Origin of the sequence: Gordonia sp. PvP123 (assembly GCF_040547295.1) — a bacterium.
In the GTDB taxonomy this organism is placed as follows: domain Bacteria; phylum Actinomycetota; class Actinomycetes; order Mycobacteriales; family Mycobacteriaceae; genus Gordonia; species Gordonia terrae.
Window position 1 is genome coordinate 15,108 of the sequence record NZ_JBEPPN010000018.1, and the last position, 12,122, is coordinate 27,229.

Here is a 12,122-nt window from a genome sequence, read left to right on the forward strand (position 1 = left end):
GTGAACCAGGAGTCCGGGAACGAACACGCGTGAATCGCGGGTATCGAGCCGGGGTGCAGCAGGCGAACTACAGTGAGTTGATGCGCTCGGCCGGACGGAGGGAAGTGGTGTGACGCGGGTGGCTCGTTGGCTCGGCGTCGTGCTCGCCGTCCTGGTCGTGGTGACCGGATGCGTGGACAACGAAGCGCGGGAGCGTGCGAACCAGGTCACCCCGATCGACATCGACGTGGCGAAGGTGCCGGAGATCTCGGCTCTCGTCCCACCCGAGATCGCCCGCACCGGACGCCTCATCGTCGGGGTCAACATCCCGTACCAGCCGAACGAGTACAAGGACGCGTCGGGAAAGATCGTCGGTTACGACGTCGACCTGATGAACGCCGTCGGCAAGGTTCTCGGACTCGTACCCGACTACAAGGAGTCCCAGTTCGACACGATCATCCCGTCGATCCAGGCCGGCACCTACCAGGTCGGCATGTCCTCGTTCACCGACACACTCGAACGCGAGAAGCAGGTCGACTTCGTGACCTACTACAGCGCGGGTGTGCAGTGGGCGCAGGCCACCGACAACGACGACGACATCGATCCGGACAACGCCTGTGGTCTCCGGGTCGCAGTCCAGACGACCACCTACGAGGACACCGACGAGGTCCCGGCCAAGAGCGCGGCCTGCGTGGCTGCGGGGAAACCGGCAATCGACAAGGTCAGGTTCGACAGCCAGGACGAGGCGGTCAATGCGCTGATCCTCGGGCGCGTGGACGCGATGTCGGCCGACTCGCCGGTCACCGCCTACGCCATCAAGCGGACGGACGGCCGATTGACGCCGGCCGGCGGCATCTTCGACTCCGCGCCTTACGGCTGGGCCATCCGGAAGGGTTCGCCGCTCGCGGTCGCGATGCAGCGCGCCGTGCAGTACCTCATCGACAACGGACAGTACGAACAGATCGCGGCCAACTGGGGCCTCGAGGAGGGGATGATCGATGTCTCCGTCATCAACGGGGCGGTGAACTGAGGTGACGTCACCACACGCCGACCCCGCCACATCGACCGAACCGGAACCGATCAAGGCGGTTCCGCTGCGCCGACCCGGGCAGTGGATCGCCGCGGTGATCATCGTCGTGCTGGCCGCACTGTTCATCTATGGTGCCGCCACCAACGAGGCCTACAGCTGGGGCACGTACGGCAACTACCTCTTCGATTCGCGCATCCTGTCGGGTGTCGGGTACACCCTGGCCCTGACCCTGCTGTCGATGGCGATCGCCATCGTGCTCGGTGTCCTCCTGGCGATCATGCGGCTGAGCCCGAACCCGGTGTTGCGCGGGACGTCGTGGGTCTACCTGTGGATCTTCCGCGGCACACCCGTGTACGTCCAGCTGGTGTTCTGGGGCCTGTTCCCGGCGATCTACAAGCAGATCGACCTCGGCATCCCATTCGTGCACCAGTTCGTGACCCTCGACATCCAGACCCTCAACGCCGCGTTCCTCTTCGCGGTGATCGGTCTGGGTCTCAACGAGGCCGCGTACATGGCCGAGATAGTCCGCGCCGGTGTGTCATCGGTCGGTGAGGGGCAGACGGAGGCCTCGGTGGCGTTGGGCATGTCGTGGTCGCAGACGATGCGACGCACGGTCCTGCCGCAGGCCATGCGGGTCATCATCCCACCCACCGGCAACGAACTGATCAGCATGCTCAAGACCACCAGCCTGGTGGCAGCGGTGCCGCTGACACTCGACCTCTACGGCCGCCAGCGCGACATCTCCGGTGTGATCTTCGAGCCGATCCCGTTGCTGCTGGTCGCATCGACCTGGTACCTCGTCATCACCAGTGTCCTGATGGTGGGTCAGTACTACGTCGAGCGCTACTACGCCAAGGGCGCGACCCGGGCGCTGACCGCGCGACAGCTCAAGACGATGGCCGAGGGGGCGGCCACGGCCCCCGGCGGCGCCGCCGGCCCGGCAGGGGGAGAGAAGGCATGAGCCCGGGAGAGCACACGGCCGGTCCGGCCAACCCCGGCGGGTCACCGACGCCGATGGTGGTGGCCGACCGTGTCTGCAAGAGTTTCGGCTCGGTGCAGGTCCTCAAGGGGATCTCGCTGGAGGTCGCACGCGGCGAGGTGCTGTGCCTCACCGGACCGTCGGGCTCGGGGAAGTCCACGTTCTTGCGGTGTGTGAACCACCTGGAGGTCGTCAACGCCGGCCGGCTCTACGTCGACGGTGATCTGATCGGGTATCGCGAACGCAGCGGCAAGCTCTACGAGATGAGCGCCAAGGACGCGGCCACCCAGCGCCGCGACATCGGCATGGTGTTCCAGCATTTCAATCTGTTCCCGCACCGCACGGCCCTCGAGAACGTGATCGAGGCGCCGATGCAGGTGAAGCGGCAGTCGCGTTCGGAAGCGGTCGACAAGGCCCGCTATCTGCTGGATCGGGTCGGGCTGTCCACACGGGCCGACGCCTACCCGGCGCAGCTGTCGGGCGGCCAGCAGCAACGCGTCGCGATCGCGCGCGCACTTGCCATGGACCCCAAGCTCATGCTCTTCGACGAGCCCACCTCGGCACTCGACCCCGAACTCGTCGGGGACGTGCTGAAGGTGATGCGCGAGCTCGCCGCTTCGGGGATGACGATGATGGTCGTCACCCACGAGATGGGCTTTGCCCGGGAGGTCGCGGATCAACTCGTGTTCATGGACGGCGGCGTCGTCGTGGAACGGGGCGATCCCCGCGAGGTCCTCTCCGACCCGAAAGAACAGCGTACCCGGGAGTTCCTGTCGAAACTGCTGTGACAGCCGTCAGCCGGCCTTGTGGCTGCAGAAGATCGCTGTTCCCGGAAAGTAGCTGCCCCGCAACGGACTCCACTGGCCCCATGTCCGGTCGAAACCGTCCGGCCATTCGGGTTCGATGATGTCGTCGAGGACGAATCCGGCCGTACGGATTTCACGGACACGGTCACCGATGGTGCGGTGGTGCTCGACGTAGGTCAGCCTGCCGTCGGCATCGGTCTCGGTGTACGGCGTGCGGTTGAAATACGGTATCCGGACGGTCAACCCCTCCGGCCCGGGGTCGTCGAGGAACATCCAGCGCATCGGGTGGTTGACGGCGAAAACCCAACGGCCACCGGGTTTCAGCACTCGCGCGACCTCGCTCATCACGCCGGCGGAGTCGGCGACGAACGGTACCGCGCCGAATGCCGAGCATGCGGTGTCGAACGATTCGGCGGCGAAGGGCAGCGTCTCCGCGGTGGCCTGCACGAGCGGTACCCGCACGCCCTCGGCGGCCATCGCGTCGAGTCCGATGCCCAGCATCCGCCGGGACAGATCCACGCCCACCGCGTGGGCGCCATGGGCGGACAGCCATCGGGCGCACGGCGCCGAACCGCAACCGATCTCGAGGATGTGACGCCCGTCGATGTCCCCGAGGAGGCCGACGTCGGACTCACGGAGTCCCTCCGGACACCAGACGAAGTCACCGCCTGCGGCATGCGCGCCGAGAAACTCGCCGTGCTCGACGTGGTAGTTCTCCGCGTCGTGATCCCACCACCAACGGTTGGCACGGTCGCTGGACGTGGAGTCGACGTCGCCGAGAATCCTCGGGGGACGGCCTGCTGCCGGTTCGTTCGACGTCGTGTCCGCGGGTTCGGCCTGGTTGGGGGACATCCTGCGATGATAGGGCCCGGGTCGTGGCGGCCACTTCCGCCGGCCCATGGTGTCGACCCGACCGGCAGCGCTCGCCGGCGCCGGTCAGGTCGTGAGCTCGTAGAAGCGGAAGAAGCTGAAGTCCTCGATGGGGAGGACCTCCACGTCGGTGTATCCCGCGTCGCGGGCGTACTGCCTCACGGTCGACGGCCGGAACACGGTGCCGGTCGCCGCCGACGGCGGCGAACTCATCGAGTCCGGCAGACAGACGAACAGCGAGAACCCGTACATGATCTTGTCGAGTTCGTCTGCCGGACCGCTGAACTCGTCGGACACCGCCTCGTCCATGACGATCAGTGACGCCTCCGGTGTCAGTGCGCGACGGACCGCCGCGAGAACCTGGACGGGGCGGGGCATGTCGTGGAGACACTCGAACGCGAACGCGGCGTCGAACGGGCCGTGCGCCGTCGCCTCGTCACCGTCGGCCACGAGGAATGTCACGCGCTCGGAGACCCCCGCGGTTGCGGCGTGCGCGCGGGCCATCTCGACGGATGCCTCGTCGACATCGAGGCCGACGAAGGTCGCCTCCGGGTAGGCACGAGCGAGTGCGATGGTGGAATGCCCTGCCCCGAAGCCGACGTCGGCGATGCGGGCGCCGGGCCGCGACAGACGCGTGTGGAGGTGTTCGACACCGGCGAGCGCCGGCGCGAGCCGGGCGTCGAACCAGGGCCGGTTGAGATCTGCCTGGCACTCCCGCGCGTCGGCGCCCAGGGTCGCCCAGCTCACGCCACCACCGTGCCGATAGGCGTCGAGCAGTTCGGGCAGGTGGCGAGCCGACGCCGCGAACATGCGCGGGAGGGCACCCAGATACGACAGGCTCGAGGTGTCGGTGAGCACCTCGGCGACGCCGGGCGAGATCGCAAAGGTGGGCGGCCGCGAGGTCAGGTCGGCGTCGAGAATGCCGAAGGCGCACTGCATCTCGAGCCACTCCCGGGCGTACCGCGCGTTGGTCTCGGTGTGCTCGGCCAGTCCGTCGGCGGTGAGTGGTCCCGCCTCGGCCAGGCACCGGTACCACCCGAGGCGCTCACCGAGATACACGCTCAGCGTCTCGGCGGTGGCGAGGGCGGAGCCGAAGAGGCGCTCGGCGAACTCGTCGGCACTCGGTCCCGGCCGGTCAGGGTGGCCACCCGCTGCTTCGGTCATGAACCATGATGTGGCCGAGTCCGGGCGGCGCGCCCTCGTTTCGGCGAACGCGGTCGCGCGAACTTCGCCGGACCGCCGGTTCGGGAGTGCGTAACCTGTGCGTCGTGGGCGACGAGACTTGCCGATGCGGTCACGACCGAGCGGCTCATGAGCACTATCGGGCGGGGACCGACTGCGCGCTGTGCGGCGCGGGTGACTGCCCTCGCTTCCGGCGGAAGTCCCGGGTTCGTCGTCTCCTCGGCGCGTTGCCCGGAGCGCGCGGCTCCGGCCGCCCGTCAGCCTGATCGCCCATTCGGCTCTCGTCGGCTGCTCCGTGCGGTCCGTCGACGCCCTTCGATCAGCAGGCTCGCCCCGCGAGTATGACGTCGGTTCCCTCGTCCGGGTCCCAGCGACGGAGTGCGGTGAACTCACCGGCGATCTCGGCGCGCAGGTCGAGGACGACCAACGCGCGGGCGAGCTGCTCGGCGTCCATCCGCCGCGCCAGGGTGACGTGCGGCGTCCACCGGCCGGGGGTCGTGTGCGCGAACGCAGTCCCGTGGTGTCCGGGCGACGTTGCGGAACCGGCCGGTCGGGACCCGATGAACCCGGCCGCCAGTCGGCAGACCTGAGCGTGGGCCGAGAGGAGTTCGGTCGACGGCACCACGAGCCGCGCGAGTGTGGACCGGCCGGCGGCTCCGAAGAGGATCGGGGCGCCGAGTCGCATGCCGACCGGGAGGCGCATGGCGACCCCGGCCAACGCCGCGTCGGCCTGGGGATCGATGCGCGACGCGGCCGCGAGCGTCACGTGCGGGCGGTTGGTGGCCGACGCGACGCGTCCCTGATGAGGCAGTCCGGCTGCGGCCAGCGCATCCCATTCGGCCCGAACCTGCTGGTCGGACGAGTCGTCGAGGAGGAGTTCGAGGGAGTGTGCCACGTGGGCATCGTCTCATTTTCCGCTGGGCCGCACGTCTCGGCGGCCTCGCGAGACGAGCCATTTGCCCAGCACAACGCCGCTGGAGTAGGCTTCTACACGCGCGTGTGCCCGATGACGCGCGGTTCGCACCTGCCCTGACCGGTGACAGGCCGGTCCAGGTGGTGTCGATCAACAGCGCTTTTCCGAATCGTACCTACTACACACCTGTCCGGAGCAACTCAACATATGTCGTCCCCCACGATCACCTCGCCGCAAGTAGCCGTCAATGACATCGGCACTGCCGAGGACTTTCTCGCCGCCATCGACTCCACGATCAAGTACTTCAACGATGGCGACATCGTGGAAGGCACCATCGTCAAGGTCGATCGGGACGAGGTTCTGCTCGACATCGGTTACAAGACCGAAGGCGTCATCCCTTCTCGCGAACTGTCGATCAAGCACGACGTGGACCCCAACGAGGTCGTCAACGTCGGTGACGAGGTCGAGGCCCTGGTCCTCACCAAGGAGGACAAAGAAGGTCGTCTGATCCTCTCCAAGAAGCGTGCGCAGTACGAGCGTGCCTGGGGCACCATCGAGGAGCTCAAGGAGAAGGACGAGGCCGTCAAGGGCACCGTCATCGAGGTCGTCAAGGGCGGCCTGATCCTGGACATCGGCCTGCGCGGCTTCCTCCCGGCATCGCTCGTGGAGATGCGTCGTGTCCGCGATCTGCAGCCGTACATCGGCAAGGAGATCGAGGCCAAGATCATCGAGCTCGACAAGAACCGCAACAACGTGGTCCTGTCGCGTCGTGCATGGCTCGAGCAGACCCAGTCCGAGGTCCGCAGCGAGTTCCTGCACCAGCTGCAGAAGGGCCAGGTCCGCAAGGGCGTCGTGTCCTCGATCGTCAACTTCGGTGCGTTCGTCGATCTCGGCGGCGTCGACGGTCTGGTCCACGTCTCCGAGCTGTCCTGGAAGCACATCGATCACCCGTCCGAGGTCGTCGCAGTCGGCGACGAGGTCACCGTCGAGGTCCTCGACGTCGATCTGGACCGCGAGCGTGTGTCGCTGTCGCTCAAGGCAACCCAGGAAGATCCGTGGCGTCAGTTCGCCCGCACCCACGCCATCGGCCAGATCGTGCCGGGCAAGGTCACCAAGCTGGTGCCGTTCGGTGCGTTCGTCCGCGTCGACGAGGGCATCGAGGGTCTGGTCCACATCTCCGAGCTCGCCGAGCGTCACGTCGAGGTGCCGGATCAGGTTGTCGCCGTCGGTGACGACGCGATGGTCAAGGTCATCGACATCGACCTGGAGCGTCGCCGGATCTCGCTGAGCCTCAAGCAGGCCAACGAGGACTACACCGAGGAGTTCGACCCGTCGAAGTACGGCATGGCCGACAGCTACGACGAGCAGGGCAACTACATCTTCCCCGAGGGCTTCGATGCCGAGACCAACGAATGGCTCGAAGGCTTCGAGAAGCAGCGCGAGGCATGGGAGGCCCGGTACGCCGAGGCCGAGCGTCGCCACAAGATGCACACCGCCCAGATGGAGAAGTTCGCCGCTGCTGCCGCCGAGGCCGCCAACGCCCCGACCGACTACTCGTCGGCGTCGGAGAGCCGCGGAGGTTCCTCGTCCAGCAGCTCGACCGGTGGATCGTCGGCCGGCGGTTCGCTGGCCAGCGACGAGCAGCTCGCCGCCCTGCGCGAGAAGCTGTCCGGCAACGCCTGACACGCACGCTCACTGAGCACATGAGAGAAGCCCTCCCGGGGAAAACCGGGAGGGCTTCTCTCATATCTCGTCCGTGCCGGGCGGGTCTTGGCGCTCCCCGTGCGGCCCGGTCTGCCAATAGTCGCGGACATCGAAGGCCGTCAGTGCCGACCAGCGTGGGGGCGTCCGGCGCGATACTCCGTCCGGGTCCGATGTGTCGTCGCCGGGCGCGCCGTCGAGCGGACCCTCGAAGTCGCGTAGCCGAAGGGCCAGGGCGGGTTCTCGATCGATCGCCGCGGCGAGTGCGTACAAGGTGGCGAGGATGTGCAGGCACCGATCGCCGCGAGCCCGACATGAACAGTCCGCGACGTCGAGACCCGCAGCGGACCACGACGCCGCCTCGACCAGCTTGCGGTGCATGTCGTCGGTCGGCTCGGTGGACGCGCCGAGCAGCTCGCGCAGAGCCGACGCGGTGGCCGAGCTCATCGGCTCGAATTCCAGGTGTGCCACGGACGCCTGGCCACCTCGCTGGACCAGTCCGCTGACCGAACGTCCCTCGACGGTCAGGGCGACGCCACCGTTGCGGGCGACACTGCGGGCGCGCGGCGCCACCGGGTTCGGTGAGCGGGTCGCGATGGGCTCGGCGAGCCGGACGATCTCGGCGCCCCAGCGGCTGAAACCGAACTCGGCGGGTGAGTTGGTCATCGGACCTCCCGATTGCGGCGAAGGACGTCGATCAACCGTTCGTCGCTGAGGCCGGTCAGTTCCGCGAGGGCCGACGAGTCGTCGGCGTGCGTGCCGAGTGCGGACTTGCGCCGGTGCAGGTCGTCGATGTGTTCCTCGAGCGAGGTGGCCGTCGTGAGGGTGGTGATCGTGACCGGACGCTCCTGGCCGATGCGGTGCACGCGATCCGAGGCCTGGGCTTCGACCGCCGGATTCCACCAGCGGTCGAAATGGATGACGTCGCAGGCGCGTGTGAGTGTGAGCCCGACGCCACCGGCCTTGAGACTCATCACCATGATCCCGGGGCCGCGGCCCGACTGGAAGTCGGCGACGAGTTCGTCGCGCCGACTCGCCGGGAGGCCGCCGTGGAAGAACGGGGCGTCGACTGCGAACTGTTCGGCGAAGTGACGGACGAGCAGTTCACCGGTGTCGCGATACTGGGTGAAGACGAGGGTGGGGGAATCGGTGCGTAGATTCTCGCCGAGGATCTCCGCGCACACGTCGAGTTTGCCCGAACGGCCCGGGAGCACCCGGGTGTCGCCGGTGACGAGACCGGGGTGGTTGCAGATCTGCTTGAGGCGGGTGAGGGTGGCGAGAATCCTTCCGTGTCTTTCGAATCCATCGCCGAAGCCGTCGTCTTCCACACGCGCCAGGTGAGCATCGTAGAGTTGCGCCTGTTCGGCCGTCAGGTCGACCAGAACCGGATTCGGGATCTTCGGTGGGAGCGCCGACGCCACCCGGGATTTGGTGCGCGCCAGCATGACCGGTGACACCGCGACCCGGAGTCGTTGCAGCGCTCCGGTATCGCCGTCGTCCACCGCCTTGGTGAACCGGCGCCGGAACACCGCCCGGTGGGGGAACAGCCCCGGCGCAGTGACGCGGAGGATCGCCCAGAGGTCGTCGAGACTGTTCTCGATCGGGGTGCCCGTCAACGCGACACGAGCACCGGCATCGACGGAGCGGGCCGCGCGGGAGACCTGGGTCCGCGGGTTCTTCAGGTTCTGAGCCTCATCGAACACGATTGTCGCCCAACGAGTCCGGCGCACGACGTCGACGCTCGACCGCAGTCGTGCGTAGGAGATCACGGTGACCGAACCGGCCGCGACCGGGGCGTCCTCGAGGGGTCCGGTGTGGACGTCGAGTGCGGGCGCGAAGCGGGCCACCTCGTGCGTCCAGTTGGTGACGAGACTCGTCGGGCAGACGACCAGCTGGGGTCCCTCGTGGGCGCGTAGTGTCAACAGCCCGATCGCCTGGACGGTCTTGCCGAGTCCCATCTCGTCGGCCAGTACGGCGCCGCCGGTCACCTCTGCGGTTCGGGCGAGCCACGCCACGCCGCGGATCTGGTAGGGCCGCAGGCTTGCCCGGAGCCTGTCGCGCAGAGCTTCCTCCACCACCAGGCAGTCCCGCAGAGCCGCGCGGGCGAACTCGGCCGTCGTCATCGCGGTTCCCGTGGGGTCGACCTCGGCGTGAGCGGCGAGAGGTAGCTGCGTCGAGGTGTCGCCGGCAAGCGTGAGTCGCCACGCGTGAACCGACTCGGCGACCCTGCTCGGATCGTCCGATGCGTGACCCGAGAGGAGCGTCGGGACGTCGACGATGTCGCAAGCGACGTCACGGACGACGAGATCGCCGCCCTCCGGAATCGCGAGGCGACATGAGTCCGCGCGGCTTCCGGCGTCGGGATCATGCGACGACCAGAGTGCGAACTGATGGAGATCCGGCAGATAGGTGGCCTGTCTGGTCAGCGTGACGCTCCTCTTGGTACGGTGTACGGAGTTAAATACTCGGTACACCGTACGGGAAAGGCGTTGCCGTGTCGACCGCTGATGATGCACGTATGTTGGTCCGCCTCCTGTGGCGGGCCGAGTGCGGCGCCGGGGGGCCGCGGCGTGGTCCGCGGCAGCGGGTGTCGGTCGACGACATCGTGACCACCGCGATCCGCCGCGCGGATGCGGGGGGACTCGGCGCCGTGTCGATGCGCTCGCTGGCTTCCGATCTCGGTGTCGGGCCGATGAGTCTGTACACCTACGTACCGACACGTGACGTGTTGGTGGCGCTCATGGTCGACGAGGTGGCGGCGGACGCCCCGATGCCGCCGTGTTCGCCGACAGTCGTGGAATCCCTGGCGGGTGTCGCTCGCGCTCTGCGTGCCGAGTGTCTGACGCACCCCTGGTTGCTGGAGGCCTCGCCCTGGCGTCAGGTGCTGGGGCCGCACCGACTCGCCCGCTACGAGCGGCAGCTCGAGCTGCTCGAGCCGCTCGACATCTCGGATGTACAGCGCGACAACATCATCGCGCTGATCGGAGCCTTCGTGGTCGGTAACGCCCGCGAGGCGGTCGGGGAGAGGGTGGCCGCGGCCGAGACCGGGATGAGCGATGCGCACTGGTGGGAGATCGTCGGGCCCGAACTCGCGGCGGTCGTGCCCGACGGCGCGTTCCCGCTGTCGGATCGGGTCGGCACTGCGGTCGGCGAGCTCCGGCAGGCGCCCGGTGCGCCCGAGGAGGCCTTCGAGTTCGGGCTGTCGCGCGTCCTGGATGGATTGCAGCCACTGCTGTCCTGATGTCCGGCGTCGATGTGCGGATCGATGGTGGTGGAGGTGCGACGCCGCAACCATGCGTTGTTGACAATGATTTTCATTCCACTGTTGACTGTCCGGGTGTTTGCACAACGGACAAATCTGACCCGATCTCTGGCGCTTCTCGCCGCCGCATCGTTCGCGCTCGTCGCCTGTGGAAGTGAAGATTCCGGTGATTCGACACCGGCCGCCTCCAGTTCGGCCAAGGCCGTCGAGCAGCAGAGCGCCACACCACGTCTCGCACTCAGCTACGACGGCGGCATCCTGGTCCTCGACGCCGAGTCGCTCGAGCAGGTCGCCGACCTGCCGGTCGACGGCTTCATCCGGCTCAACAGCGCCGACAACGGCCGGAACGTCTTCGTCTCCGAATCGGACGGGTTCCGGGTCCTCGACATGGGTACCTGGACGCGTCAGCACGGCGATCACGGTCACTACTACACGACCACTCCGGCCCTCACCGACATGACCTTCGGCGGGGAGGAGCCGGGACACGTTGTGCCCCACGATTCCCGGATCGCCCTGTTCACCGATGGGACAGGCGAAGTCGACATCGTCGAACCCGCCGAACTCCTGCGCGGAAACGCGGCGTCGACCTCCTTCACCCTTCCCGAGCCCCACCACGGGGTCGCGGTGTTCCGTGAGGACGGCACCATGGTGGTGACCGTCGGCAACGAGGATTCGCGCAGTGGTGTCGCGATCCTCGACGGCGAGCGCAAGGAGATCGTGCGCAACGACCAGTGCCCGGGCGTGCACGGCGAAGCCGCCGGCGCCGGCGGGGTCCTTGCCTTCGGCTGTGAGGACGGCCTGCTCATCGTCAACGGCAACGACATCCGTAAGGTCGACAGCCCGGACCCGTACGGCCGCATCGGCAACCAGGCCGGCAGTGACGAGTCGCCGATCATCCTCGGCGATTACAAGTCCGACCCGGATGCCGAGCTCGAACGGCCGACCCGGTTCTCGCTCACCGACACCCGCACCGGTCAGCTGCGGCTGGTCGATCTCGGCACCTCGTACAGCTTCCGGTCCATCGAGCGCGGGCCCGGCGGGTCCGGCGTGATCCTGGGAACCGATGGTGCGCTGCACGTCTACGACGTCAACACGGCGACCAAGACCGCCACCATCCCGACGATCGGCGCGTGGAGCGAACCGGACGAGTGGCAGTCCCCGATGCCGAATGTCGTGGTCCAGGAGGGCATCGCCTACGTCAGTGATCCGGCGGCCAAGAAGATCGTCGCCGTCGATCTGAACAAGAACGAGAAGGTCGGTGAGGCGGAGTTGCCGCACGAGACCATCGAACTCGCCGCCGTCACGGGCTGACACCGGCGATCCGACGAGACCTCGTCTCGACGGCGTGTTCCTGATCTCAGGCCGCGCTGCGCGAGACGAGGTCTCTGCGTGTCTGACCC

The 12,122-nt window shown here is 67.6% G+C and carries 11 protein-coding genes; 6 read left to right on the forward strand and 5 right to left on the reverse strand.

The features are described from left to right. The first annotated feature begins 109 nt into the window (after positions 1-109). Genes ABIC25_RS24065 through ABIC25_RS24075 form a run of 3 tightly spaced genes read left to right on the forward strand, consistent with a single transcriptional unit; the run spans position 110 to position 2,776 of the window. On the forward strand, positions 110-1,009 hold the full coding sequence (locus ABIC25_RS24065) for an ABC transporter substrate-binding protein (RefSeq protein WP_064569801.1): 900 nt from the start codon (positions 110-112) through the stop codon (positions 1,007-1,009). Position 1,010: 1 nt separating this feature from the next. Continuing rightward, a complete protein-coding gene (locus tag ABIC25_RS24070) occupies positions 1,011-1,970 on the forward strand; it encodes an amino acid ABC transporter permease (protein ID WP_354563491.1) in 960 nt (319 codons plus the stop codon). Further along, positions 1,967-2,776 (forward strand): amino acid ABC transporter ATP-binding protein, encoded by an 810-nt coding sequence (locus ABIC25_RS24075; RefSeq protein ID WP_354563492.1) that lies wholly within the window; start codon positions 1,967-1,969, stop codon positions 2,774-2,776. The genes ABIC25_RS24070 and ABIC25_RS24075 overlap by 4 nt, the downstream gene beginning before the upstream one ends. A 6-nt stretch (positions 2,777-2,782) precedes the next feature. On the opposite strand, the gene ABIC25_RS24080 is transcribed toward ABIC25_RS24075, so the two are convergent. The 3 genes from ABIC25_RS24080 to ABIC25_RS24090 all read right to left on the reverse strand — a co-directional run bounded on the left by ABIC25_RS24080 (position 2,783) and on the right by ABIC25_RS24090 (position 5,741). Then, positions 2,783-3,646, reverse strand: a complete 864-nt coding sequence (locus ABIC25_RS24080) for a class I SAM-dependent methyltransferase (RefSeq protein WP_354563494.1) — start codon at positions 3,644-3,646, stop codon at positions 2,783-2,785. 84 nt (positions 3,647-3,730) lie between these two features. Then, positions 3,731-4,828 (reverse strand): class I SAM-dependent methyltransferase, encoded by a 1,098-nt coding sequence (locus tag ABIC25_RS24085; RefSeq protein WP_354563495.1) that lies wholly within the window; start codon positions 4,826-4,828, stop codon positions 3,731-3,733. Between the two features lie 337 nt (positions 4,829-5,165). After that, positions 5,166-5,741: a 2'-5' RNA ligase family protein gene (locus ABIC25_RS24090; protein WP_248642863.1), complete on the reverse strand. Its 576-nt coding sequence runs from the start codon at positions 5,739-5,741 to the stop codon at positions 5,166-5,168. Between the two features lie 225 nt (positions 5,742-5,966). Here ABIC25_RS24090 and rpsA point away from each other — a divergent pair, with 225 nt between their 5' ends. After that, positions 5,967-7,442: a 30S ribosomal protein S1 gene (gene rpsA / locus ABIC25_RS24095; protein WP_004018874.1), complete on the forward strand. Its 1,476-nt coding sequence runs from the start codon at positions 5,967-5,969 to the stop codon at positions 7,440-7,442. A gap of 60 nt (positions 7,443-7,502) precedes the next feature. Here the strand turns inward: rpsA and ABIC25_RS24100 are convergent, their stop codons facing one another. Next, positions 7,503-8,126 (reverse strand): SWIM zinc finger family protein, encoded by a 624-nt coding sequence (locus tag ABIC25_RS24100; RefSeq protein WP_101821531.1) that lies wholly within the window; start codon positions 8,124-8,126, stop codon positions 7,503-7,505. Then, a complete protein-coding gene (locus ABIC25_RS24105; RefSeq protein WP_354563497.1) occupies positions 8,123-9,934 on the reverse strand; it encodes a DEAD/DEAH box helicase in 1,812 nt (603 codons plus the stop codon). Before ABIC25_RS24105 ends, ABIC25_RS24100 begins: the two co-directional genes overlap by 4 nt. 44 nt (positions 9,935-9,978) lie before the next feature. Between ABIC25_RS24105 and ABIC25_RS24110 the strand changes: the two genes are divergently transcribed. Beyond that, positions 9,979-10,701 (forward strand): TetR/AcrR family transcriptional regulator, encoded by a 723-nt coding sequence (locus tag ABIC25_RS24110; protein ID WP_248642861.1) that lies wholly within the window; start codon positions 9,979-9,981, stop codon positions 10,699-10,701. Positions 10,702-10,767: 66 nt separating this feature from the next. Then, positions 10,768-12,033, forward strand: a complete 1,266-nt coding sequence (gene aztD, locus ABIC25_RS24115; protein WP_275447532.1) for a zinc metallochaperone AztD — start codon at positions 10,768-10,770, stop codon at positions 12,031-12,033. The last annotated feature ends 89 nt before the right edge of the window (positions 12,034-12,122 follow it).